At 70.9% G+C, this 25,040-nt stretch carries 21 protein-coding genes; 15 read left to right on the forward strand and 6 right to left on the reverse strand.

Annotated features, from left to right (window positions below):
* Nucleotides 1-654: 654 nt before the first annotated feature.
* Genes H4W31_RS38060 through H4W31_RS38070 form a run of 3 tightly spaced genes read right to left on the reverse strand, consistent with a single transcriptional unit; the run spans nt 655 to nt 3,718 of the window.
* Nucleotides 655-1,605 (reverse strand): VWA domain-containing protein, encoded by a 951-nt coding sequence (locus tag H4W31_RS38060; protein WP_192771030.1) that lies wholly within the window; start codon nt 1,603-1,605, stop codon nt 655-657.
* Nucleotides 1,602-2,564, reverse strand: coding sequence for a DUF58 domain-containing protein (locus tag H4W31_RS38065; RefSeq protein ID WP_192771031.1), 963 nt, complete (start codon nt 2,562-2,564; stop codon nt 1,602-1,604). The genes H4W31_RS38060 and H4W31_RS38065 overlap by 4 nt, the downstream gene beginning before the upstream one ends.
* Nucleotides 2,561-3,718: an AAA family ATPase gene (locus H4W31_RS38070; protein ID WP_192771032.1), complete on the reverse strand. Its 1,158-nt coding sequence runs from the start codon at nt 3,716-3,718 to the stop codon at nt 2,561-2,563. The genes H4W31_RS38065 and H4W31_RS38070 overlap by 4 nt, the downstream gene beginning before the upstream one ends.
* A gap of 254 nt (nt 3,719-3,972) precedes the next feature.
* Between H4W31_RS38070 and H4W31_RS38075 the strand changes: the two genes are divergently transcribed.
* The 3 genes from H4W31_RS38075 to H4W31_RS38085 all read left to right on the forward strand — a co-directional run bounded on the left by H4W31_RS38075 (nt 3,973) and on the right by H4W31_RS38085 (nt 6,273).
* Nucleotides 3,973-4,203 carry a hypothetical protein gene (locus H4W31_RS38075; RefSeq protein ID WP_192771033.1) on the forward strand — a complete coding sequence of 77 codons (231 nt, stop codon included), beginning with the start codon at nt 3,973-3,975 and terminating at the stop codon, nt 4,201-4,203.
* A gap of 139 nt (nt 4,204-4,342) precedes the next feature.
* Nucleotides 4,343-4,843, forward strand: coding sequence for a PH domain-containing protein (locus H4W31_RS38080; RefSeq protein WP_192772716.1), 501 nt, complete (start codon nt 4,343-4,345; stop codon nt 4,841-4,843).
* Nucleotides 4,840-6,273, forward strand: coding sequence for a PH domain-containing protein (locus tag H4W31_RS38085; protein WP_192771034.1), 1,434 nt, complete (start codon nt 4,840-4,842; stop codon nt 6,271-6,273). Before H4W31_RS38080 ends, H4W31_RS38085 begins: the two co-directional genes overlap by 4 nt.
* A 66-nt stretch (nt 6,274-6,339) precedes the next feature.
* Here H4W31_RS38085 and H4W31_RS38090 read toward each other — a convergent pair whose 3' ends face one another.
* Complete coding sequence (locus tag H4W31_RS38090; protein WP_404825744.1) at nt 6,340-7,344, reverse strand: phosphatase PAP2 family protein; 1,005 nt, start codon at nt 7,342-7,344, stop codon at nt 6,340-6,342.
* Between the two features lie 312 nt (nt 7,345-7,656).
* Between H4W31_RS38090 and H4W31_RS38095 the strand changes: the two genes are divergently transcribed.
* The 6 genes from H4W31_RS38095 to H4W31_RS38120 all read left to right on the forward strand — a co-directional run bounded on the left by H4W31_RS38095 (nt 7,657) and on the right by H4W31_RS38120 (nt 15,054).
* Nucleotides 7,657-9,675, forward strand: a complete 2,019-nt coding sequence (locus H4W31_RS38095) for an acyltransferase family protein (RefSeq protein ID WP_192771036.1) — start codon at nt 7,657-7,659, stop codon at nt 9,673-9,675.
* Nucleotides 9,676-9,771: 96 nt separating this feature from the next.
* Nucleotides 9,772-10,353: a PadR family transcriptional regulator gene (locus tag H4W31_RS38100; protein WP_192771037.1), complete on the forward strand. Its 582-nt coding sequence runs from the start codon at nt 9,772-9,774 to the stop codon at nt 10,351-10,353.
* Entirely contained in the window at nt 10,350-11,006 is a 657-nt protein-coding gene (locus H4W31_RS38105; protein WP_192771038.1) for an ABC transporter ATP-binding protein, read from the forward strand. Before H4W31_RS38100 ends, H4W31_RS38105 begins: the two co-directional genes overlap by 4 nt.
* A gap of 246 nt (nt 11,007-11,252) precedes the next feature.
* Nucleotides 11,253-13,547, forward strand: coding sequence for an FtsX-like permease family protein (locus tag H4W31_RS38110; protein ID WP_192771039.1), 2,295 nt, complete (start codon nt 11,253-11,255; stop codon nt 13,545-13,547).
* 185 nt (nt 13,548-13,732) lie between these two features.
* Nucleotides 13,733-14,227 (forward strand): thioesterase family protein, encoded by a 495-nt coding sequence (locus H4W31_RS38115; RefSeq protein ID WP_225945898.1) that lies wholly within the window; start codon nt 13,733-13,735, stop codon nt 14,225-14,227.
* On the forward strand, nt 14,224-15,054 hold the full coding sequence (locus H4W31_RS38120; RefSeq protein ID WP_192771040.1) for an MBL fold metallo-hydrolase: 831 nt from the start codon (nt 14,224-14,226) through the stop codon (nt 15,052-15,054). The genes H4W31_RS38115 and H4W31_RS38120 overlap by 4 nt, the downstream gene beginning before the upstream one ends.
* Before the next feature lie 36 nt (nt 15,055-15,090).
* Here H4W31_RS38120 and H4W31_RS38125 read toward each other — a convergent pair whose 3' ends face one another.
* Nucleotides 15,091-16,029, reverse strand: coding sequence for a PfkB family carbohydrate kinase (locus H4W31_RS38125; RefSeq protein ID WP_192771041.1), 939 nt, complete (start codon nt 16,027-16,029; stop codon nt 15,091-15,093).
* A 157-nt stretch (nt 16,030-16,186) separates the two neighbouring features.
* Between H4W31_RS38125 and H4W31_RS38130 the strand changes: the two genes are divergently transcribed.
* The 4 genes from H4W31_RS38130 to H4W31_RS38145 all read left to right on the forward strand — a co-directional run bounded on the left by H4W31_RS38130 (nt 16,187) and on the right by H4W31_RS38145 (nt 19,380).
* Nucleotides 16,187-16,561 (forward strand): nuclear transport factor 2 family protein, encoded by a 375-nt coding sequence (locus tag H4W31_RS38130; protein ID WP_192771042.1) that lies wholly within the window; start codon nt 16,187-16,189, stop codon nt 16,559-16,561.
* A 423-nt stretch (nt 16,562-16,984) separates the two neighbouring features.
* Nucleotides 16,985-18,040 (forward strand): lytic polysaccharide monooxygenase auxiliary activity family 9 protein, encoded by a 1,056-nt coding sequence (locus H4W31_RS38135; protein ID WP_192772718.1) that lies wholly within the window; start codon nt 16,985-16,987, stop codon nt 18,038-18,040.
* A 314-nt stretch (nt 18,041-18,354) separates the two neighbouring features.
* A complete protein-coding gene (locus tag H4W31_RS38140) occupies nt 18,355-19,224 on the forward strand; it encodes a YwqG family protein (RefSeq protein ID WP_192771043.1) in 870 nt (289 codons plus the stop codon).
* A 51-nt stretch (nt 19,225-19,275) separates the two neighbouring features.
* On the forward strand, nt 19,276-19,380 hold the full coding sequence (locus tag H4W31_RS38145) for a tetratricopeptide repeat protein (RefSeq protein WP_225945899.1): 105 nt from the start codon (nt 19,276-19,278) through the stop codon (nt 19,378-19,380).
* A 53-nt stretch (nt 19,381-19,433) separates the two neighbouring features.
* Here the strand turns inward: H4W31_RS38145 and asnB are convergent, their stop codons facing one another.
* Entirely contained in the window at nt 19,434-21,392 is a 1,959-nt protein-coding gene (gene asnB, locus H4W31_RS38150) for an asparagine synthase (glutamine-hydrolyzing) (protein WP_192772719.1), read from the reverse strand.
* 193 nt (nt 21,393-21,585) lie between these two features.
* Here asnB and H4W31_RS38155 point away from each other — a divergent pair, with 193 nt between their 5' ends.
* Together H4W31_RS38155 and H4W31_RS38160 are read left to right on the forward strand one after the other, a co-directional pair.
* On the forward strand, nt 21,586-23,115 hold the full coding sequence (locus H4W31_RS38155; RefSeq protein ID WP_192771044.1) for an aminopeptidase P family protein: 1,530 nt from the start codon (nt 21,586-21,588) through the stop codon (nt 23,113-23,115).
* A 188-nt stretch (nt 23,116-23,303) separates the two neighbouring features.
* Entirely contained in the window at nt 23,304-25,037 is a 1,734-nt protein-coding gene (locus H4W31_RS38160) for a RyR domain-containing protein (protein WP_192771045.1), read from the forward strand.
* Nucleotides 25,038-25,040: the final 3 nt, after the last annotated feature.

Genomic DNA, 25,040 nt, shown 5'->3' on the forward strand with positions numbered 1-25,040 from the left:
CCCAGTGCCAGTGCCAGTGCCCGGCCCAGTGCCCGTGCCCGTGCCGACAGTCGGCAATCCGTCGGCTGACTTCGCTCCCGGGGGTGGTGCGGGTGTACGATGACTCGCGTTCCAGTGCCCGGCCGGCAGAAGGAGGTGATCGCTGTGCGAGATAGCGATCCTCCTAGTCGTGGCCGGGCCCTTGGTCAGTCCGCCTGAGTCATTGACTTCCCTGGCCGGCTGACCCAGCTCGCTCCACACCGCATCCCAGGCCCTGCCGGCATCGACCGGCACGCCGAGGGCTGCGCGCCTCGACGGCGGTAGCCGAGTTCGAGCGTGTGTGGAGCCTCCCGGTCACGACTTCGTGTGCGCGTCCGCTGATCCCCAGACCTCCCTACCCGGCCCTGCGCCGACCCGGGACGTCTCAGTCGCCACCGGAGAGCAGAATCATGAGCCGTTACGCCGCCCCACTCGGTTTCACCCTCGCCGCCGCCTGGATCGTGGTGGTCTTCATGCTGGTCCGCGCGACCCCGTGAGCATGGGAACCCTCGCCACCGCCGGAACGCGGTCGCGCAGTCGTCCGTCGTCGCGTACCCGGCCGGGCCGGTAACCGGGACCGGCCGGGTACGTCGTACGACCGCGTCGGGCGTTGCACCGCAGCACCCCGCGCACCCCTCAGACCAGCCGGGACGTCCAGATCAGGCTCATCCCCGCCGCGCAGAGTGCGAAGAGCAGCGCGATACCCGCGTACCACTGGGTGATCTCCCGGGGTTCGGTCCGGAACCCGATCGAACTTCCCATGTCCTGGTACACCTGCTTCAGTTCGCTGACCGACGCCGCCTCGTAGAAGAAGCCCTGGGTGGTCTCGGCGAGTTCGGCGAGGGCCAGCCGGTCGACCGGTACCCGCTGCACCTGGCCGCCGATGTCGACCTGACCGGAGTCCGTGCCGAACGCGATGGTCGAGACCGGCACGTTGGCCGCCTGCGCGGCCGCACCCGCCTCCTCGACCGACCGGCCCGAGGTCCGGTAGCCGTCGGAGAGCAGCACGATCCGGGCCGGTGGGATGCCCTGGGCGCCGTCCGCCGGAACGGACCGGATCGCCTCCAGGCAGGTGAAGACCGCCTCGCCGGTGGCGGTCGCCTCGGCCAGGACCAGGCCGTCGATCGCCTGGGTGACCGCCGGGCGGTCCTTGCCGGGCGGCACCAGCACGTTCGCGGACTTGGCGAAGGCCACCAGACCCAGGTTGTACGTCGGCGGAAGTTCGGCGACGAACTGCTTGGCCGCCTCCTGGGCCGCCTCCAACCGGTTCGGCGCCACGTCGTCGGCCTCCATCGACAGCGACACGTCGATCGCCAGCATGATCGTGGCCCGTTCCAGCGGCTCCTTCCGGTCCACCGAGGGCCGCGCCATCCCGGTGGCGAGGACGAGAAGACTCAGCAGGAAGACACCGGCCGCGGCGTGCCGGCGCCAGCCGAGCCCCTTGGGCGCGAGCGTACGCAGCAGTTCGACGTTGGTGAAGCGCAGCGCGTACGTGCGGCGGTGCAGTTGGCGCCAGACGTACGCCCCGGTGAGGGCGAGCACCGGCAGTACGGCCAGCAGCCACCAGGGTTGCAGAAAACGGATCATCGAGTCGTCCCCCGGGTACGGGCGTGCCGCTGCGCTGCGACGAAGCGCACCATGTCCAGCAGCCAGTCGGAGTCGGTACGGAGCCGCAGGTGCGCCGCACCGGCGGCCCGCAGTTCGTGGGCGATCGCCGCGCGCTGGGCGGCGGCGGCAGCGGCGTAACGGCGCCGCAGGCGGGGGTCGGCGGTCTGCACCTCGTGCAGTTCACCACTTTCGGGGTCGACGACGGCGAGCACCCCGACGTCCGGCAACTCCAGCTCACGCGGGTCGACGACCTCGATGGCGAGCACCTCGTGCCGGACACCGAGCTTGCGCATCGGGCGTCCCCACTGCTCGGGCGGGGCCAGGAAGTCCGAGATCACCACGGCCATTCCGCGCCGCCTCGGCGGCCGGTTGAGCGCGTCGACCAGGGCGCCGAGATCGGTACGACCGGGTCTGGACTCCAGCTTCGCGATGGTCCGCAGCAGGCCCTGGGCCTCCTTGCGGCCGGGCCGGGCCGGCAGGCGCAGCACGCCCGATCCGCCGGTCCCCGGGCCGGAGCCGGTGGCCCCGCCGGGACCGGTGCCGATCACCGCGCCGATCCGGTTGCCGCCCCGCACCGTCAGGTGGGCGATCGCCGCCGCGGCGGCGACCACGAGTTCCCGCTTGAGCCAGCGGCCGGTGCCGAAGTCGAGGCTGGCGGAGAGGTCCACCGCCATCCAGCTCTCCAGCTCCCGGTCCGCCACCGTACGCCGGACGTGCGGCACGGTGGTCCGGGCCGTCACCGGCCAGTCCATCCGGCGTACGTCGTCGCCGGGGCGGTACTCCCGGGACTCCCCCGCCTCGGTGCCGGGCCCCGGCAGCAGGCCGAGGTAGTCGCCCTGGAGCAGCCCGTCCAGTTTCCGGGTGACGAGCAACTGCAGCCGGGACAGTACGGCCTCGGCTCGGGCCGGATTCGGGTTGATCGGGGTACCACTCATCATGCCGGCGGGCGTCCCGGCCACGTCGAACCGGCCGCCGGAGCCGGCGCGGCCGGCGAGGAGCCGAGCGGAAGACCGGAGCTGGCACCGTTCGACGGTGCCGGGCTGGCGTTCTGCCGGGGCGTGACCGAGGGCAGCGGAATCGTGGACATCACCCGGTCGACGACGTGGTCGGCCGGGATGTTGTCGGCCAGCGCGTCGTAGCTGAGCACCAGCCGGTGCCGGAGGATGTCCGGCGCGATGTCCTGCACGTCCTGCGGCAGCGCGTAGTCGCGGCCCCGCATCAGGGCGAGCGCGCGGGTGGCCCGGACGATGCCGAGCGAGGCGCGGGGGCTGGCGCCGTACTGGATGAGCTGGGCCACGTCCGGCATGCCGTGCTCGGCCGGGGCGCGGGTGGCGAGCACCAGCCGTACCGCGTAGTCGACCAGCGCGTTGTGTACGAACACCCGGTCGGCCTTCTGCTGCAACGTGACGAGTTCGAGCGGCGTGAAGACCGACGACGGCTCCGGCGGGCTGACCCCCATCCGGTAGACGATCTCCCGCTCCTCGGCGTCGGTGGGATAACCGACCAGGATCTTCATCAGGAAGCGGTCCCGCTGCGCCTCGGGCAGCGGATAGACACCCTCCTGCTCGATCGGGTTCTGGGTGGCCATCACCAGGAACGGGTTCGGCACCCGGTGCGTCTGCCCGCCGATCGAGACCTGCTGCTCGGACATCACCTCCAGCAGCGCCGACTGCACCTTGGCCGGTGCCCGGTTGATTTCGTCGGCGAGCAGGAAGTTGACGAACACCGGGCCGAGTTCGACGTCGAACTTCTCGCTCGACTGCCGGTAGATCCGGGTACCCACGATGTCCGCCGGCACCAGGTCCGGGGTGAACTGCACCCGGGCGAACGTACCGCCGACCACCCGGGCCAGGGTCTCCACGGCGAGGGTCTTGGCCACCCCCGGTACGCCTTCGAGCAGGCAGTGCCCCCGGGCCAGCAGGGCGACGAACATCCGCTCCACCATCCGGTCCTGCCCGACGATCACCCGCTTGACCTCGAACAGGGCGCGTTCGAGCAGGGTCGCGTCTTCGGCCGGGGTGGAGCCCGCGGCGGGGCCGGCACCCCCGACGTCGGGCGGGGTCTGGGCGTCGGGCGTGGTCGGCTGGGCCACCGGTCCTCCACAGCGGGGTGCACGGAATCGATTGGGTCGGCGCGAGGCCGACGCCCCCAAGCCTCGCACGTCCGCCTGTGAGCCGACGAAGGGAGAACCGGATTTGCGGTTCCGAGCCTCCGCAATCCGCGAAACGGGTCGGACCGGGTAGACATAGAGGGAGTTTCCATGTGTACGATGCAGCGAATCGCCGGGCGGCTCCCCCCGTGGCCGCCCGGCGATCTCTATGATCCGGCCGCCGTAGACTCGCCGCCGTGAGCGACACCTCCTCCGCAGAGCTCCCCCGGATCTGCTCGGCCCGTGGCTGTCAGGCCCCGGCGGTCTGGGCACTGCACTGGAACAACCCCCGGCTGCACACTCCGGAACGCAGGAAGACCTGGCTCGCCTGCGCCACGCACCGGGAGTCGCTCGGCGAGTTTCTCGGCGCGCGCGGGTTCCTTCGGGAGGTAGCACCGGCCGACGGATCGCCTACGCTCGACACGTGAACGAGCGAGGCGGCAACCCGGGTGAGCGGCGCGACCGACGGGTGAACGGGGCGGCGACGTGAGTGAACACGGCGAGCAGTCGCCGACCGGCGCCGTACCACCCGCGCCGACAGGCGGTCCCGTACCACCCGAGCAGCCGGTGGGCGGGCCGACGGATCCGCTGGAGCCGTGGCCGGAGACCGTCCGGTGGCAGCCGGTGTCCCAGGATCTGATCTGGGTGGAGGCGCTGCGGCTCAGCATCGGAATGCTGGTCGTGATCGCGGGCCTCCTGATCGGCCTCGTCCTGACCGGCAGTTGGCCGTTCGGCCTCGCTCTCGGCCTGGCCGTCCTGCTGACCGTCTGGCGGCTGCTGGTGATCGCGCGGGCGGTCCGGGCCTGGGGGTACGCCGAGCGCGACAACGATCTGCTCGTCCGGCACGGCCTGCTGGTCCGGCGACTGTCGATCGTGCCGTACGCCCGGATGCAGTTCGTGGACGTCACCGCCGGCCCACTGGAGCGGGCCTTCAAGCTGGCCACCGTGCAGTTGCACACGGCGGCGGCGGCGAGCGACGCCCGGGTGCCGGGGCTGCGGCCGGCCGAGGCGTCCCGGCTGCGGGACCGGCTCACCGCCCTCGGCGAGGACCGGGCGGAGGGTATATGACCACTGACGGCGTCACCGAGCCCCGGCGGCGGCTGCATCCGCTGAGCCCGGTGCTCCAGTCGGCGAAGTCCCTGGTGGTGATCGTCGCGGCGCTCTCCTGGTCGACGCTGTCCCAGGTCGGGATCGGCTTCTTCAGCCTGCTGGTGGTGGTGCTGCTGATCGGCGCCGTCCTGCTCTCGGTGGTCAGCTGGTACAACACCGGTTACCACGTGGTCGGGCGGGAGTTGCGGATCCACGAGGGCCTGCTGTGGCGCCGTACCCGGGCCATCCCGCTGGAACGGTTGCAGTCGGTGGAGGTGGTACGCCCACTGCTGGCCCAGCTCACCGGCCTGGCCGAACTCCGGCTGGAGGTGGTCGGCGGCGGCAAGACGGAGGCGCCGCTGGCGTACGTCACGGTGGCCGACGCGATGGCCCTGCGGGAGCGCCTGCTGACGCTGGCCGGTCGGGCCCCGCATGCCGCACCGACGGCGTTCAGCGAGGCGCCGGAGTGGTCCGGGGCGGTACCGCCCGGCCAGTCCACGGTGCCGGGGCCGGGCCAGCCCGGAGCGGCGGGGCCGGGGCAGCCGGCGGCCGGGCCCGGTCTGCCCGGGATGTCGACCGTCGACACGCAGCCCGCCGGGCGGCATCTGCACGCCGTGTCCAACCGCGACCTGCTGATCAGTCAGCTCCTCACGCCGCAGGCGTTCCTGCTGCCGTTCGGCGTCGCCTTCGTGCTGGTGCAGTTCTTCACTGCGGACTCCTGGTCGTTCGTCGCCGTCGCCAGCACCCTCACCGCGATGGCCGGGGTGGTGCTGCAACCGATCCGGCGGGTGCTCGACGACTGGGACTTCCGGCTGGCCCGGGACGACTCGGCGTTACGGGTCCGGCACGGTCTGCTGGAGACGCGGGCTCAGACCGTACCGCTGGACCGGTTGCAGGCGGTCGGGGCCACCTGGCCGCTGCTCTGGCGGATGAAGGGGTGGCTGCGGCTACGCCTCTCGGTGGCCGGCTACTCCGGCGGCGAGGTGGACGACCGGAAGAACCCGGACCGGCTGCTTCCGGTCGGTGACCTGGAGACGGCTCAGCGGATCATGGCGGAGGTGCTGCCGGGCGTGAAGCTCGGCGGGGTGCTCACCCCACCGCCGGCCCGGGCCCGCTGGGTGCACCCGCTGGCCCGGACCTCGCTCGGCGCCGGCCTCTCCGCGCGGGTGTTCGCGGTCCGCTCCGGGCTGCTGACCCGGGAACTCTTCGTCGTGCCGTACGCCCGGATCCAGAGTGTCCGGGTGGTCCAGGGACCGCTGCAACGGCGGCTCCGGCTGGCCACCGTCTATGCGGACACGGCCGGCGGTCCGGGCGCGGCGGCCCGGGACCGCGACATCCACGAGGCGTGGGCGCTGGCGGCGGAACTCACCGCGCGGGCCCGGTCGGCCCGGCTCAGCGGCACAGGGTGAGCGTCCGGCCCCAGCCGCCGACGATGAGCGTCCGGCGCCTCAGCGGCACAGGGTGAGCGTCCGGCCTCAGCGGCCGACGGTAAGCGTCCGGCCCGGCTCCGAGCCGGGGCCCGATTCCTGATCGTTCTCGTCCGGTCCGGGGCGCTGGGCACCGATCGCGGCGGATGGTGGGTCCTCCGGCTCCGGCTCGGTCGGCCGGCGTCGGGCCTTGCGGGCCGCCCACCACCGTTCGGCGAGCCCGACGACCAGGAAGGTCATCCCCACGTACGCCCAGCCGACCAGTACATCGATCACGTAGTGCTCACCGGCGTAGACCAGGGTGAAGGTCATCGCCAGCGGATAGCAGAGCAGCAGCGGCCACCAGCGTCGCCGGGTCACGCCGAGGAAGAAGACGACCACGAAGAGCGCCCAGGCGGTGTGCAGCGAGGGCATCGCGGCCACCGGGTTCGAGGCGATCTGGCCGGCGTTGAGCAGGTTGCCGGCGCCGTGCATGCCGAACTCCCGCCAACCTCGGGTGGAGATCCGGGCGACCTCCTCCAGCATCCCGTACTGGGCGGCCCACCAGGGCGGCGCGGCCGGGTAGATGAAGTAGGTGACCAGGCCACTGGCGCAGAGGAAGCCCCAGCGACGCATGAACGCCGCCCACCGGGCCCGCTCCTTCAGCCAGAGCACCACCGCGGCGGCGAGGGTGACCACGAAGTGCGAGAAGTACACCCAACTGACACCGACGTCCCACCAGTGGATGCCGTCCGGGTCGTAGAGGTGCTGTTGCAGCCAGATGGTCGGCACCTGGCCGTCCATGGCCCAGCCGAACATCCACTTGTCGGCGACGATCAGCTCCATGGCGTGCGGCGTCGCCCCGTTGTCCGCGAAGCCACGGGACAGGTTGTAGAGGGCCAGCAGCACCACCACGGGCAGCCAGTCCCGGGCGAAGCCCAGATGCGTACGCCATGGCCGGTCGCTGCGCCACGCGATGGTGGCGGCCCAGAGCCAGGCGAAGGCGTACAGCGGGTCGGTCGGCAGGCCGATCAGGAACCAGCCGGCGACGAAGGCCACCGTCCAGATCGACATGGCGACGATCCGGCGACGGCGGAGGCCATCCGGAGCCGGTGGGTCGGGTGGCGACGCGGGCGGGGTGTCGGTAACGGTAACGAGCATCGCCCACCAGGTTAACGGCGCCGCTACGGCGGACTGCGGGAGGGACGACGGCATCGCGCGGAGCGGTCGACAGCCGCCGCTACCAGGGCTGGGCAGGCAGTCAAGGGTATATTTACCCCAATTCGGACAATGCGCCTCGACGACCGCCTACGATTACCGGGAATTTGGTGATTATCGGTCGGTTTGGGAGCAATGGTGCCACCGTCCAAACAAGAAGTGCTTTCGGTGCCGCAGGTGTCGTCCTTCCGCCCTGACATCGAGGGTATGCGGGCACTCGCCGTCATTATGGTGGCTCTTTACCATGCCGGGACGCCCGGATTCGACGGCGGCTTCCTCGGCGTCGACGTCTTCTTCCTGATCTCCGGCTACCTGATCACCGGACTGCTCATCAAGGAGCGACAAGCAACCGGGCGAATCAACTTGCGTCGGTTCTACGCCCGGCGCATCCGCCGGCTGTTGCCGGCGTCGATCGTGGTGGCGCTCACGACCTTCGGCCTGGCAAAGTTCGTCATGTCGCCGTTGGGACTGCTCGACTTGCGACCGGACGCCCTTGCCACACTGGGCTACCTGGCCAACTACTGGTTCGCGCTTCGAAACACGGACTACCTGAACGATCACGTCGGGGCGTCGCTGTACCAGCAGTACTGGTCCCTGGCGGTAGAGGAGCAGTTCTACCTCGTGTGGCCGGCACTGCTCATCGGTGGTTGCCTCGTGCTGCGCCGGCTCGGGGTCATCAATGCGGCTCGGGTGGTGATCGCCGGAGTGCTCGCCGCGTCGTTCGCGTTGAGCGTCGTCCTGACGACGTCCGCCCAGCCGTGGGCATTCTTCAGCCTGCCGACTCGCGCCTGGGAACTGGCCGTGGGCGGCCTGCTCGCCCTCTTCCTGGGTCGAGTGAATTCCTGGCCGGCACCGCTGGCGCAGGCTCTGGGTTGGTGCGGGCTCCTGCTCATCGTCGTCGCGCCACCGTTGCTGGTGGGCAACGTGACATTTCCGGGGTGGGCCGCGGCCGTACCGGTGATCGGGGCCGCCATGATGATCTCCGCAGGCACACGTCATCGCGGGCCACTGCAGGCAGTGCTCGCCAGTGCTCCGCTGACCTTCATCGGCCGGCTGTCGTACTCGATTTACCTTTGGCACTGGCCCCTGCTGGTCCTGGCCGGCGGGATCCGCGGCGGTTCTCTGCCCTGGCCGGCGCGGGGAGCCGTACTTGGTGGGACCGTGGTCGTCGCCTGGCTGACCTATCGACTGGTGGAGAACCCACTACGGCATCAACGATGGCTCGGCGCGAGGCCCGGGTGGTCGATAGCCGTCGGCGCCGCCAGCACCGCCGTCGGCGCTGCCGCCGCCGTCCTGATCGCGATGCCACCGGCCCTTCACGTCGATCGCACGGCCGACCCCGTCAACGGCTCCGCCATCGGGCGGGACGACTGGACCAGCTACGTCCCGAGTAACCTCACCCCTCCGCTGCAGTCCGCCGGAGCCAACTTCCCGGCGGTCTTCTCCGACGGCTGCCACGCCGACTTCCGCGACGAGGTCGTCCATGACTGCGTGTACGGGCAGGCCGGGTCGGACGTCACCGTGGTCCTGTTCGGCGATTCACATGCCGCCCAGTGGTTTCCGCCCCTGAGAGCGGTCGCCGACCGGCACGGGTTCCGCTTCGTGTCGCTGACGAAGTCCGGGTGTCCGAGCGCGAGCATCCGCAAGACGAGCAATTATCTCGGCCGGGACTACCGCGAATGCTACGAATGGCGCTCCCGGGCCATGGACCGGATCGTCATGGAGCAGCCCGAACTGGTGATCATCGCGAACAGCACGAACGCCACTCACGATGGAATCGTTCCGAAGGAGGATTGGCTGGCAGGTATGGGAAAGACCCTCGATCGTCTCTCCTTCGTACCACGTCTGACAGTGCTGGCCGACACCCCCTATGCCGACGCCGACGTCCCGAGTTGCCTGTCGGCACAGCTCTCTTCCGCGTTGTCCTGCACCCTTCCCCGAGCCACCTCCGTCAACGCCGACTTCAGCCGGGGCGAGGCAGAATTGGTACGCGGCAAGGGCCGCCAGGTGCGCGACCTCAACGAATACCTCTGCTCCGCCCAGGAATGCCCCCCGATCATCGGCGACACCCTGGTCTACATCGACAGGCACCATCTCAGCCCGCAGATCACCCTGGCGCTGGGCAACGTCATAGAACGACACGTGCTGTCGAACGTCACCACTTCCGGGCAGACGGAGCTGGACTAGCCCGCCGGACGGGCCACTCGCCGAGGACCAGATCGAGGCGCTGCGCGACTAGCAACTCGCTTGCTAGCTTAGTAACTCAGTTGCTAGTGTCCCGGCATGTCGGTGTCCCGGATCCTCCTCGGACTGCTCGAACCCAGCTCCCAGCACGGTTACGTGCTGCGGCGCCGCTACGACGAGTGGTTCGGCACCAGCCGGCCGCTCAAGTCGGCCCAGGTCTACGCCACCCTCAACCGGCTCGACCGGGACGGGCTGATCAGCCTCGCCGGGGTCGCCGCCGGCGTCGGCCCCGACCGTCGGGTCTACGCCATCAGCGAGGCCGGCGTCGTCGAGCTCGACCGCTGGCTCGACGAGCCGGACGTGCCCGAGGTGACCGCCAGCCGCAAGGTGCTCTTCGCCAAGGTGCTCATCGCGCTCTCCAGCGGCCGGCCCGCCGAGCCGATGCTCGACCGGCAACGGCAGGCACACCTGGCCCGGATGCGGGAGCTACGCGCCCAACGGCAGGCCGGCGACCTGCTCGGGCAACTCGACGCCGATTTCGAGATGTACCACCTCGACGCCGACCTGAAATGGATCGACGGCGCCGTCGCCCGGCTCAGCCGGCTGGCCGCGCTCGTACACGGCGGCGACGGCGCGGAGAACGGTCTGGAGAAGAACGCGGAGAAGGAGAACCCACGATGATTCTGCAGGGCAGCAACCTCACCATCCGGTTCGGCCAGACCATCGCACTGAACGGCGCCGACGTGGCGATCTCACCCGGCGAGATCGTCGCCATCATGGGACCGTCCGGATCGGGCAAGTCGACCCTGCTGCACGTGCTCGCCGGAATCCTCCGCCCCGAGCACGGCGAGGTACGCCTGAACGACGAGCGGATCGACAACCTCTCCGACAGCCGGCGCAGCCGACTGCGGCTGCGATCGTTCGGCTTCGTACTCCAGTTCGGTGACCTGGTACCCGAGCTCTCGCTGCGGGAGAACGTCGAACTGCCGCTGCGGCTGCTCGCCGTACCCAAGGCCAAGGCCCGGGTACGCGGCAGCGAACTGCTCCGGCACCTGGAGGTGGACGAACTGGCCGACCGGCGCCCCGGCCAGGTCTCCGGCGGCCAGGCGCAGCGGGCCGCCGTGGCCCGGGCACTGGCGCACCGACCGACCGTGATCTTCGCCGACGAGCCGACCGGTGCCCTGGACAGCGCCGCCGGTGAGGTGGTGCTGGACACCCTGACCGGACTGGCCCGCAAGGAGGGCAGCGCGGTGGTGATGGTCACCCACGAGGCCCGGGTCGCCTCGTACGCCGACCGCACCATCCTCCTGCGCGACGGGCGGGTAGCCGCGTGAGGGCGAGGAGTGAGCCGGGCCTGCGAGCCCCGCAGTCACGAACGAAAAGTGGTACCGCGTGAGGGCGAGGAGTGAGCCGGGCCTGCGAGCCCCGCAGTCACGAAACGAAAAGTGGAACCGCGTGAGGGCGAGGAGTGAGCCGGGCCTGCGAGCCCCGCAGTCACGAAACGAAAAGTGGAACCGCGTGAGGGCGAGGAGCGGGCCGGGCCTGCGAGCCCTGCGGTCACGAACGGAAGGTGGAACGGCGTGAGGCGCTGGATCTGGCTCGGACTGCGGCTGTCGCTCGGCTCCGGGCGGGGCGGACTGCTGCGTACCGCGTTGATGTCGTCCGGCGCGGCGATCGGCGTACTGCTGGTGCTGGCGTCGTTCGCCAGCGTCTCGGTCGCCGGGGCGCAATACGATCGGGCGCGGGCGCGTACCCCGGTCTGGGACTCCTCCGGCGCGAGCCCGGCGACGCTGCGCATCTCGGATATCGAGGACGCGATCGGGGGTCGGGTGCTCCGGCGTACCGTCGTCTCGGGCGCCACCGCCGACAGCCCGCACCCGCCCGGCATCGCTGCACTTCCCCGGCCCGGGGAGGTCATCGTCTCCCCCGCGCTGCGCGACCTGATCGCCGACGATTCCCGGGCCGCCGGCCGGTTCCCGCAGCGGATCGTCGGCACGATCACCCCGGCCGGGCTGCTCGCCCCCGACGAACTGATGGCGTACGTCGGGGCGGACCCCCTGCCCCCGGCCCCACCGGAGACGGCCGAGCTCCGGGAGAACCAACCGGTCACCGGATACGGCGGCCCGCTGCAGTACGCCCTCGGCTCACAGTCCTCGGGACCGGACGTCTTCACCCCGGCCCGGCTGCTCGCCGTCGGCTTCGGACTGTTCGTGCTGGTCCCGTTCGGTGCCTTCCTGATCACCTGCGCCCGGCTGTCGGCCTCCACCCGGGACCGCCGGATCGCCGCGCTACGCCTGCTCGGGGTCTCGGGTCGGCAGGCGACCCTGGTCAACGCGGTGGAGACCGGGGTAATCACCGCCGGCGGCGCGCTGCTCGGCCTGGTCGCGTACGCGCTGCTCGGGCCGCTGTCCCAGGGCTGGCGGATCGGCCGGCTGCACTGGTACGCCGCCGACGTCCAGGTACCGGTCATGTTGATCGTCACCGTGCTCACGGTCACCGTGACGTACGCGGTCGCCATCGGGGTCTTCGCCACCTGGGCCGCCCGGACCAACCCCCTTGGCGTACGGCGGGACGCACCCGCCCGTCGCCCCGGACTGTGGCGGATCGGTCCGCTGCTGCTCGCAGTGGCCTGTGCCGCACTGGCCGCGGTCACCGGCCGGGACGTACCCGGGCAGGGCACCGGCCTGCTCTTCGCCGCCGCACTGCTGCTGACCGGGCTGGCCCTGCCACTGATCCTGCCGACTCTCGGGTACGCGGTCGCCGGCCTGCTGGCCCGGGTGCCCCGTACCCCGGTCTGGTTGGAGCTGGCGGCGGCCCGGCTGCGACACGCGCCCGGAGTGGCTCCCCGGCTGGTCGCCGCGCTGACCGTGATGATCTACGTGGCCGGGGTGGGTTCGCTCGGCGTCGGCCTGGTGGCCAACGACCGTGAACTGCTGCCGACGACCGACTCGAGCGGCGCGCGGATGTACCAGATCGTCGACGCGGGTCCGGCGCCGATCGGCGAGCTACGGCAGATGCCCGGCGTCCAGGTCGTCGATCTGCGAAGCGTTCCGGCGACCATCGGGAGTGCCCAGGACTACCTGATCGTCGGGGAGTGTGCCGATCTGAGCGGCATGTTCCGACTGGGCGCGGGTGAGTCCTGCGTGGACGGCGCCACCTATCGGCTCGCGCACGACTACTCGCCCGGAGCGCCACTGCCGGAGCCCGGCACCGAGGCGATCGCCGAAGGCGGTGTCCGGGTCCCGGTGCCGAGGCAGGTCCTGCACCTCAGCGCGCGGTTCGACATGGCCCAGGGCGGTTCCCTGCTGATCACGCGGCAGGCACCGGTGGCCGCCGCGCTGGACACCTCCGAGCCCTACTTCGCGAACCTGGTGGCATCCGACCTGGCCACCGCCGACCGTGCCGCGCAACTGATCGCCGCCCGACTTCCGGCCGGCTTCCTCAGCGGCGACCTCGGGGCAAGGCGGGGCTTCGACGGCGATCTTCTGGTGACCCTGCTGGTCACCGGACTGGTCCTGAGCTTCGTGCTCGGCATCGCCGCGTTCGCCGCCGCCGCCGTCGACCGGACCATGGAACGTCGCCGCGACAACGCCACCCTCGCGGTGGTCGGCACCAGCCCGCGCGTCATCACCGCCGGTGAGGTGGGCTTCGGCGCCATACCGCTGACCATCGGGCTGGCGCTGTCCAGCCTGGTGACGATCATGCTCACCGGTGTCCTGGCCGGCCTCCTCGACCTTCCCTTGGGCACGGTCTTCGAGCGGATCGCTCCGACCCTCTGGCTCGCGGCCGGTGCCCTGGGGGCGGGGCTGGTGCTGATCGCCGTACCGGCCTGGTTGACCCAGCGGATCAGCGCCGAGCAGTTACGTCGGCCCTGATCGGAGCCGGCGCTGATCGAGGCCCGGCCGGCGACGGGGGCCGGCGCTTATCGAGGCCGGCCCCGGCGACCGGGGCCGGCCAGCGGTGCAGCCGGGCAGCCCCTGGGCTGTCGACCATCCGATCGTTCCGGCGCAGGTCAGAGCGTGTCGCCGATCGGCGCAGACGAAACATCTAGGCTCTGCCCATGGAACAGCAGCGCCCTGTCGAGCCGGAGCGGGAACCGGGGTCGGGCCAGGACTCAGACCAGGAGACGGGGCAGCGGCAGGACCGCGAGCGGGCACCCGAGTCCGAGAGCATTTTCCCACCAGGGCTGACCGCCCGGGTCGAGCTGACCGTCACCGATACCGACACCGCGCAGGCGGTCGGCTCCGGGGACGTACCCGTGCTGGGCACGCCCCGGGTGCTGGCGCTGGCCGAGGCCGCCACGGTGGCCGTCACGGCGAGCCGGCTGCCGGCCGGGATGACCACGGTCGGCATGCGGGTCGAGTTGGACCACCGGGTGCCGACCCCGATCGGCCGGACCGCCGTGGCCCTGGCCCGGCTGGCAAAGGTCGACGGACGACGGCTGCTGTTCGAGGTGACCGTCACCGAGGGGACGACGACGGTCGCGGACGGCCGGGTCGAGCGGGTCATGGTCGACCGGCAGCGGTTCGTGGACCGGGCGCTCGGCAACCCATGACCATCGCCTTCACCGAGATCGCCGACCGGGTGTACGTGCTGCGCCAGCCGATGCTCGACGTCAACGTCACCCTCGTGCTCGGCGACGCCGAGGCGCTGGTGGTGGACACGCTCTCCACCGCCGCCCAGGCCGCCGAACTGGTCGCCGCGGTCCGGGTACTCACCCCGGCGCCGTTGACCGTGGTCAACACCCATCACCACTTCGACCACTGCTTCGGCAACGCCACCGTCGCCGCCGACCAGCAACGCCCCGTGTACGCCCACCAGGCCACCGCCGATCTGCTCCGCGAGCACACCGCAGCCTGCCGCCGGGAGGCGTACGACGAGATGCTGCCCGCCGATCCCGGGCTCGCCGCCGAGCTCGCCCGGACGACGATCCTCGCGCCGAGCCACGTCGTACGCCAGGAATCCACGGTGGATATCGGTGGCCGGCCGGTCGTCCTCCGGCACCTGGGGCGGGGGCACACCGAGGGGGATCTGGTGGTGCAGGTGCCCGACGCCGACGTACTGGTGGCCGGTGACCTGATCGAGGAGAGCGGGCCGCCGGCGTTCGAGGACGCGTACCCGCTGGAATGGGTGGAGACGGTCGCCGCGCTGCTCCGACTCGTCACCCCGGGCACCGTGGTGGTACCCGGACACGGCGCGGTGGTCGGCCAGGACTTCATCCAGGTCCAGCACGACGACCTGGCCACGATGAGTTGGCTGATCCGCAGCGGGGACGCCGACCGGGCGCCGGCCGAGCGGGTCGCCGCCCGGACCCCGTTCGATCCGGAGGCCGGGCTGACCGCCGTCCGGCGCGGCTACGCCGAACTACGCGGCGACGCCTGAGCCGACCCACTCCCGACACGGTCGGGCCCGCCGGGGTCAGGTCGGGAAGCGGCGGGCCACCTCCGCCCGGGTCGGCATCGCGACCGCGCCGCCGGGCGACTCGCAGACCAGCCCGGCGACCCGGAGGGCGAAGCCGACCCGCGCCAACCAGCCGGTCGGTTCCGCCGGCGGCCCGTCGACGATCAGGTCGGCGATCAGGGCCGCCATCACCGAGTCGCCGGCTCCGGTCGCGTCGACGGCCCGGACCACGGGTGCCGGCAGCCACACCGACGTACCGCTCGCGCTGGCCGAGACCAGCGCCCCGCGCGCCCCGGCGGTGATCACGACGGCGCCGGCCCCGAGGGCGTGCAGCCGCAGCGCCACGTCCTCGGCCGGGTCGTCCCCGTACAGCACCTCGGCGTCGGCGGCGCTCAGCTTCACCAGGTCGGCGGTTGCGACGAAGCCGGCCACCACGTCACGCAGGTCGGCGATCGCGGCCCGGTCCGGCAGCAGCCGTGGCCGGACGTTCGGATCGAAGACCCGCAGGCCGGTGGCGAGCGCCCAGGCCCGCCGGGCGGCGGCGAGCACCGGCGGGCAGAGCAGCACGATCGAGCCGGCGTAGAGCACCGCCGCACCCTCGACCAGCGGTACGTCGAGATCCTCCGGCCCGAGCAGCCCGTAGGAGAGCGGTTCGCCGTAGAACCGGAAGTCCGGCTCCGCCCCGGCGAAGGTGGCCACCCCGAGCGTGGTCGGAGCGGGTCGCAGCACGACGCCCCGCCGGCCGACCCCGGCGGTGCCGAGGAAGTCCAAGATCCGTCCGGCGAGTACGTCGTCGCCGAGCGACCCGACGAACTCCACCTCGGCGCCCAGCCGGGCCGCCCCGACCGCGACGTTGAGCGGCGCTCCGCCGATCGCCTGCCGGTACACCGGTTGCCCGTCGTACTCCCCGTCCAACAGGTCGACCAGTGCCTCACCGAGCACCACCGCGTAGCCCATCGCACCTCCCGATCCACCGCCGCGCACCTGCCGACCCTGACACACCTGCCCGGTGCCGCCCTCGACGTACCCGCACCGACGTCACACCGCTCCCGGTGTCACACCGCTCCTGTGTCCTACCCACTTCCGATGTCGTACCCGGTGGGCACACTGCGGCATGACCACGGCACACGAGACTGTCTCGAAATACTGGACCATCTGCGAGGCGCGCGACTGGGCGGGCTTCGCCGCACTGCTCGCCGAGGGTGTGGTCTACGACCTGCCGCAGCCCCGCCAGCGGATCAACGGACGCGACGCGTTCGTACGCTTCAACGTCGAGTATCCGGGCGACTGGCACGTGACGGTCGAGCGGGTGGTGGGCGAGGGGTCGCACGCGGCGTCGTGGGTCCGGATCGCCCTCGACGGGGAGGACCTACCCGCGCTCTCCTTCTTCGAGTTCGACGACTTCGGGCTGATCGTCCGGATCACCGAGTTCTGGCCGGAGCCGTACGACCCGCCGGCCGGTCGCGAACACCTGGCCGAATCCTACTGATCCGCCCCTTGGACAGCCTGGCCGGCCGATCGGCCATGGTCGATCGGCCGGAAACCTCTCATCGAGACCCACCTATTGCATCGGATCCCGATCCATGATGCGATTGCGCTTACCGAGCCAGTGCGGGGGCTGACGCGCTGTGCCGGGTGCCGGCAGGGGCCACGCCGAGTAGCACACATCCGTGATCGGACTGTGCGTCGTGTCGCCGCCTGCCATCGGAGCAGATAACAGCCCACCACCCTCCGGGCAGACCGGCGATACCGCAAACAGTGTCGGAAGCGGGCGCCCGCGTGCTGCGGGTCCCCCGCAGGTTGCCCGCAGCGTCGGATTATCCCGCTGCGGCACTGCCCCCAGAAGGAGAACTCGGTGAAACGTCTTCGCAGGATCGCGGTGCTGGGCGCCGTGGCCGCGCTTACCGCCGGTATGATCACGGTGCTCAATCCCACCTCGGCCGTCGCCCACGGTGCCGCAATGGCGCCGGGCAGCCGTACCTTCCTCTGCTGGAAGGACGGGCTCAGCCCCCGGGGCGACATCCAGCCCATCAACCCGGCATGTGCGGCAGCGGTCGGGCAGAGCGGGGCCAACTCGCTCTACAACTGGTTCAGCGTGCTGCGCTCGGACGCGGGCGGCCGGACCACCGGCTTCGTCCCGGACGGGCAGCTCTGCAGCGGTGGCAACAGCAGCTTCAGCGGCTACAACCTGGCCCGCAACGACTGGCCACTGACCCACCTCACCGCGGGCGCGAACTTCAGCTGGAAGTACAGCAACTGGGCCCACCACCCCGGCACGTTCTACTTCTACGTGACCCGGGACGGTTTCAACCCGACCAGCGCGCTGAACTGGAGCAGCCTGGAGAGCACGCCGTTCCTGACGGTGACCAACCCGCCGCAGCAGGGCGCGGTCGGCACCAACGAGGGCCACTACTACTTCAGCGGGCAACTGCCGACCGGTAAGAGCGGCCGGCACATCATCTACTCCCGCTGGGTCCGCTCGGACAGCCAGGAGAACTTCTTCGGCTGCTCGGACGTGGTCTTCGACGGCGGAAACGGCCAGGTGACCGGGGTCGGGAACGGCGGCAGCAACCCCACCAACCCGCCCACCACCACGCCACCGAACAACCCGCCCACCACCACGCCACCGAACAACCCGCCGACCACCCCGCCGGGTGGCTCGGCCGGCTGCACCGCCACGTACCGGCTCACCGGTAACTGGTCCGGCGGCTTCCAGGGCGACGTGACGGTCGCCAACAGCGGAACCTCCGCGCTCAGTGGCTGGACCGTCCGATGGACCTGGGCGAACGGCCAGACCATCGGCAGCCTGTGGAACGGTACGCACACCCAGAGCGGAAGCGCGGTGACGGTACGCAACGTCGGCCACAACGGCAACCTCGCACCCGGCGCGACCGGCACGTTCGGCTTCACCGGCAGCGTCAGCGGCAGCACCAATGCCGTACCGACGCTGACCTGCAGCAGTCCGTAACCACCACCGCACACCACGACGGGCCCGGCGCCACTGGCGTCGGGCCCGTTCGCGCGTATGCACAGGTGCGGGTGCACAGGTGTTAGAGCCTGGTAAATAAGTGGTTTAGGTGTGTTGATGGCGGGCGAGGCGTCGGGTCATGTTGGTGATCATGGTTAGTTGAGGACGGGGCGAAAGCCGTTGGGTAGGCGGGGCTTCTGACTGCTCCCCTTCCGGCAAGTACGGCACGACCCGCGAGGTGCGGGCCCGCCAGAGGCCTGCGCGTTCCGTGCTGCATCAGCGGCGCTCACCTCGGTCTGCCACTATGTCCCGTCATGGACTACCACGGTCAATTCCGCCGGGCGGCGACCGAGTCAGGTGTGTCGGAGGATGAGTCGGCCCGGTTCGCCGACCTCCTCCGGTTCCGGATCCGCGCCGGTGACCAGTCCGACGGTGTCCGCGTCGGACAGTTCGGAGGGATGCCTCACCTGCCGGCGGGGATGCCCTGGCCGTCCGTGTCGCCGGGTGCGCCGCTGGCGTTCATGGCCTCCCTCGACTGTGCGGCACTACCGAGGATTGCCGGCTTCGCCCTTCCGGAGGCCGGCTCGCTGCTCTTCTTCCTGTCACCCACGGCGGCGTTCGAATCCTGTTCCGTTGCCGACGAGCAGAAGTTCGCGCGGGTCGTGTATGTGCCCGCCGGCGTCGAGACAGCGGCTGCCGAACCGCCGGTCGACGAGCACGACGACGAGCCGTTGTCCGGCCCGGAGCACGTCCTCTTCGCCAGGGTGGAGGTGAATCTGCCGGGCTGGCTCGAATGGGCCGAGGACGTTCGGTCCGACTTCCAGAAACATCTGACCCGTGACATGCCGCGCTGCGCGGAGCTCACCGCTCTCGTACAGCGCCTCTGGCCGGTGGGGCAGTCCTGGATCGGTGATGACTTGGTCATCGGGGGGTATTCCGTCTCGGCGCAGAACAGCCCCGAAACGCAACTGGTGGACGACGAAGAGGCGCATCTTCCGCCGGGCCCCGAACGGGCCTACCGCTGGGAGGAAGCGGAACACCGGGTGAGGCGCGAGTGGGTGCCGCTAGCCCAGTTCGCCGTGCCGGGCGAGGAATACGTCAACGGGCGCTTCCTGATCCGGCACGAGGACCTCGCTGCCCGGCGATTCGACAGGGCGCTGTCCTTCTGCGAGTTCACCGAGTGACCGGGTTGCGGAGGCTGGGGTGCCGCTGTCGTAGCCGGTCTGTACCCGTCGTTGCACCTCAACCTTGGCGAGTGCTATCGCAAGCTCGGTGATCTCGACGCCGCCCGCGAGTGCCTCCAGCGTGCGCAGGCGGGTATCAGCACGCTCGGCTGTTAGGAAGGGGCCCTTCTTCTACAAAAAGCGATAAGAAGGGGCCCTTCCTTTCACCCTCAGCGGACCATGCTGCCGACCACCGGCTTGGTGAGCAGGGCGGACTGGTTGCGCTGGATGCCCGGATCGAGGGTGCGGGCCACGAAGATCGCGTGCCAGACGCAGAAGATGAGGACGGTCCAGATCTTGCGGGAGTGGTCGGCCTCGCCCCGCCGGTGCTCCTCGAGCAGCCGCATCGCGTACGACAGGTCGAGCAGGTCACCGGCGCCGGAGATGGAGAAGACGTGCCGGGCCCAGTCGTACATCTCGCCGGCCAGCCAGACCCGGGTCGGGGTCGGGAAGCCCAACTTGCGCCGGTTGACGATGGCCGGCGGTACGACGCCCTGCAACGCCTGCCGCATGGCGTACTTGGTGGCGTCGGAGCGCGGCGGGAGCTTCAGGTCGACCGGGATGCCGGCGGCGACGTCGAAGACCTCACGGTCGAGGAACGGCACCCGCACCTCCAGCGAGTGCGCCATCGAGATCCGGTCCGCCTTGACCAGGATGTCGCCGCGCAACCAGGTGTAGAGGTCGATGTACTGCATCTTGGTCACGTCGTCCAGCTCGGTGGACTCGGCGTAGAACGGGGCGGTGACGTCGGTGTACCGCACCGAGGGGTCGTACCGGCGCAGCAGGTGCTGCTTCTCCTCCTCGGTGAACATCCGGGCGTTGCCGTAGTAGCGCTGCTCGATCGGGGTGGTGCCGCGCTCCAGGAAGCTCTTGCCCTTCACCCCCTGCGGAATCGCCTTGGAGACCGCGCGCAACCCCTTCTGTACGCCGCCGGGCAGCCCGTTGACCGCGCCGAGCGACAGCGGCTCCCGGTAGATGGTGTACCCACCGAAGAACTCGTCCGCGCCCTCACCGGAGAGCACCACCGTGACGTGCTCGGCGGCCTTCTTTGCGACGAAGTAGAGCGGCACCAGGGCCGGGTCGGCGACCGGGTCGTCCAGATGCCAGACGATCTTCGGCAGCGCCTCTATCATGTCCTGGGGCCCGATCTTCACCGGGATGGTGGTGACCCCGAGGTGCCGGGCCGAGTCCTGGGCCACGTCGATCTCCGAGTAGCCCTCCACGTCGTAGCCGACGGTGAAGGTCAGGATGTTCGGGTTGAACTCCCGGGCCAGCGCCACCACCGCGGTCGAGTCGATGCCGCTGGACAGGAAGGCACCTACCGGTACGTCGGAGCGCATGTGCATCCGGACGCTCTCCCGCAGCGTCTCACGGATCCGGTCGTACAGCTTCTGGGGCTCCTGCACGGGAGCGGGCCGGAACACCGGCCGGTACCAGCGGCGTACCTCGATCTGCTGGCCCGGGGTCCAGGTCAGGTACTCCCCCGACCCGATCCGGCTGATCCCCTGGTGCAGGGTGCCGGGCTCCGGGACGTACTGGAGGGTCAGGTAGTGCGACAGGCTGGCGGTGTCCACGCCCGCGTCCCCGGCGTACGCCGAGGGCGCGAACGGCAGCAGCGCCTTCTTCTCCGAGGCGAGGTACACCCCGTCCCGGGTCTGGAGGTAGTGCAGCGGCTTGATCCCGAAGTTGTCCCGGGCGCCGAAGGCCCGGCGCAGCTGCCGGTCCCAGATGACGAAGGCGAACATCCCGCGCAACCGGGTGAGTACCTGCTCACCCCAGTAGTGGAACCCGGCGACGATCACCTCGCCGTCGCCGTTGGTGGAGAACTGCGCACCGTAGTCCCGGGCCAGCTCCTCGCGCAGCTCGATGTAGTTGTAGATCTCGCCGTTGAAGGTCAGCAGGTAGCGGCCGTTCGCGTACGGCAGCGGCTCGTGGCTGAGCGCCACGTCGATGATCGACAGCCGCTTGTGCGCGAAGACGGCGTCGGTGTACCCGTCCGGCGTGGAAATCACCTCTACACCGGTCTCGTCCGGTCCTCGGTGGTGCAGGCATTCCAACGCGCCGGCCAGGGCGTCCCGATGTGCGCCGGCGTTGCCGTGCGCGCTGAAAAAGGCCAGGAGTCCGCACATGGCGGTCATCTTTCCACGCGGACCTGTGCGGCGTGCCGGCACCGCCGGGAGACCGGACCCGGCCCGGCACGGTACCGTCGGATCACGCCAGAAGCGGGATCAGGTCAGCCGGACGAGGAACCGGATCGACCTCGCGAGGATCCGACCAGACGTCGCGGGAGATCGGGCCGAGCCGGACGAGGGAGGAGCGGCGATGTCCGACGAGCGGATCGACATCACGGCAGAGCCGGGACAGACGGACTCGGCCGGTACCGAGTCACACGACCCGGACTTCCCGGAGAAGTTCCTCGAGTTCATGCGGCAGGGGTGGCGGGACAGCACACTGCCGGTCGGGCCGCGTCCCGAGGTGCCTAACTACGCCAAGCGCCGGGCCGCGCTGTCGGCCTCGCTGGCCGGCGAGACCCTGGTGATCCCCACCGGTCCGGAGAAGGTCCGGGCCAACGACACCGCCTACCCGTTCCGGCCCGGCAGCGACTTCGCCTACCTGACCGGCGACCATGATCCCGACAGCGTGCTGGTGCTCCGCCCGAACGGCTCCGGCCACGACGCCGTGCTGTACATGCGACCCCGGTCGTCCCGGGACAACGACGAGTTCTTCCGCAGCCGCAACGGCGAACTCTGGGTCGGCCGCCGGCACACCCTGGTTGAGAAGTCCACCGAGCTGGGCATCGAGACCGCGCCGCTGGAGGAGTTGGCCGACGCGCTGGCCGACTGCGCGCCCCGGCGTACCCGGGTGCTGCGCGGGCTGGACCCGTCGGTCGACGCCGCCGTGCGCGCGTACGAGCCGCGCCGGCCGGAGGCGCCGGCCGCCGGGCGGGAGGAGAACCCCGCCCCGCTCGGCCGGGACCGTGAACTGGCCGCGCTGCTCTCCGAGCAGAAGCTGGTCAAGGACGAGTGGGAGATCGCCCAGCTCCAGGAGGCGATCGACGCCACGGTACGCGGCTTCGAGGACGTGGCCCGGGTGCTGCCGGTCGACCGGCCGGTGACCGAGCGGCTGATCGAGGGCGTCTTCGGGCTGCGGGCCCGGCACGACGGCAACGGTGTCGGCTACAACTCGATCGTCGGCTCCGGGGAGCACGCGACGATCCTGCACTGGATCCACAACAACGGTCTCACCCGACCGGGTGACCTGCTGCTGATGGACATGGGGGTGGAGGGGCGCAACCTCTACACCGCCGACGTCACCCGGGTGGTGCCGGTTTCCGGCACCTTCACCCCGCTGCAACGGCAGGTGTACGACATCGTCCACGCCGCACAGCAGGCCGGCATCGACGTCATCCGGCCCGGGGTGACGTTCAAGGACGTGCACCGCACCTGCATGCGGGTGCTCGCCGAGGGCCTGGCCGACCTGGGGCTGTTGCCGGTCAGCGTGGACGAGGCGATGGACGAGAAGTCGATGGTCTACCGCCGGTGGTCGCTGCACGGCTTCGGGCACATGCTCGGGATCGACGTGCACGACTGCGCGAACGCCCGCAAGGAGCAGTACCGGGACGGCAGCCTCGGCGAGGGCTACGTGCTCACCGTGGAACCCGGGCTCTACTTCCAGCCCGAGGACGACCTGGTTCCCGAGGAGTTGCGCGGGATCGGCGTACGCATCGAGGACGACGTACTGGTCACGGCGGACGGTGCGGTCAACCTGTCGGTGGGGCTGCCGCGCCGGGCCGACGAGGTGGAGGCGTGGCTCGACGCCCAGCGCACGGCCGGTCCCCGACTGCCGGGCTGAGCTGCCCGACCGAGCGCCCGCCCCGCCGAGCCCCGCCCGGCTAGCCTCTTCGGCCGAGCCTCGCCCGGCTGGGCCTGAAATCCACCGGTCGCGGCTCGGACCGGGGGCCATCGTCGACGGTCGCTACCAGCAGTCCGCGACGGTACGATGGCGCTGCGTCACCAGCTTGAAGGGCAGGGGAGGCGTCCGTGCCAGAAAGCAACCTCGGCGAGCCGCCCCGGGCTCCGACCAAGAGCGTGCTCAGGCTGACCTTCGCGCTCGCCGGGGTGGTCGCCTTCGTCTGCGGCTACGTCGGGCTCCATCAGCACCTGTCCAGCTCCACCGAGTACGGCCACACCCCGTTCGACCTGTTCTACTACGACCTCCAGCTCTTCGTACTCGGCGCCCCGCCACTGGACGGAGGGGGACCGTTTCCCCCGCTGCTGGACATCGCCCGGTTCGCGGCGCCGGCCGTCACCGCGTACGCCGTGGTGGAAGCCTGCCGGCTGCTGTTCGCCACCGAACTGCGGCGGCTGCGGGACCGGAACGCGCGCGGGCACGTGATCGTCTGCGGGGACGGCCTGGTGGCGGACACCCTGACCCGCCGGCTCCGGGCCGCCGGCCGGCGGGTGGTGACCGTACGCTCGGACGTCGCGACGGTGTCCGGGGGCGGCGGGGTGGCCCGGGCCGCCCGGGATCCCAGCGTGCTGCACGGTGCGGGGATCAGCCGGGCCCGGGCCGTCTACGCCTGCACCGACGACAGCGCCACCAACGCGGCGATCGGACTGGCGGCGGCCCGGCACGGCCGCTCCCCGCTGTCCGTCTACGCCCAGGTCAGCGACCCCGAACTCTGCCTCGCCCTACAGGCCCGGCATCTCGGGCTGGCCCGGCAGCCCGGCGCTCGGCTGGACTTCTTCAACATCGACGACCTGGCCGCCCGGAAGCTGCTCACCGAGGAACCGCTGATCGCCGTGGCCGGCCGGCCACCCCGGGTGGTGATCCTCGGCGCCACCGCGTTCGGCCGGGCGGTGCTGGTCGAGCTGGCCCGTCGCTGGCGGGTACGCGACCCGCACGGCGCCCGGATGATCCCGCTGGCCCTGGTCGACGAGTCGGCGACCGAGGTGGCCGCCCAGCTGACCCACCGCTATCCGTTCCTGGCCCGGGTCTGCCGGATCATTCCGCTCGACGGTGGGCTCACCGACCTGCCCCAGCGGCTGCCCCGGATCGGCTTCCCGCTGCCGCCGGACCGGGTCTTCATCTGTTACGACGACGAGGAGCAGGCGCTCAAGACCGCGCTGACCGCCGAGCAGCTGTGGCACGGGGGTCCCGGCTCGATGGTCGTCCGGTTGGACCGGCTGGCCAACCTGCAGGAGGCGTTCGGCAGCGGACAGGGGATCGGCGTCCTCGACGACCTCTCCGGGGCACTCCGGCTCTACGGCGTGGTGCACGCCGCGTGTGACCCGGCGCTGATCGGGGACGACCTGGTCGAACGGTTGGCGCGGGTGATCCACGAGAGCTACGTGGTGGCCCGCCGCCGGCATGGCGAGCAGCCCGGTACCAACCCGTCGCTGGTGCCGTGGGAGGAACTCTCGGAGCCGCTGCGGCGGGCCAACCGGGAACAGGCAAAGGACATCGGACGCAAGCTGCGCGAGCTGGGCTGTGCCCTGTCACCCCGGGTCGGGCCGGGCGACGAACACGCCCTGGCGGAGCCGGAGATCGAACGGCTGGCGATCCTGGAGCACCAGCGCTGGCTGGCGGCGCAGCAGGCCCACGGCTGGCAGTACGCCGCCGACCGCGACGACGCACGCCGCCTGCACCCGGCGTTGAGCCCCTGGGAAGATCTACGGGAGGATCTACGGGAGCGTAACCACGAGGCGGTCCGGCAGTTGCCGGGCATCCTGGCCGACGCCGGCTTCAGGATCGTCCGGGTCGGGCAGGCGTAACGA

The sequence above is a fragment of the Plantactinospora soyae genome (assembly GCF_014874095.1).
In the GTDB taxonomy this organism is placed as follows: domain Bacteria; phylum Actinomycetota; class Actinomycetes; order Mycobacteriales; family Micromonosporaceae; genus Plantactinospora; species Plantactinospora soyae.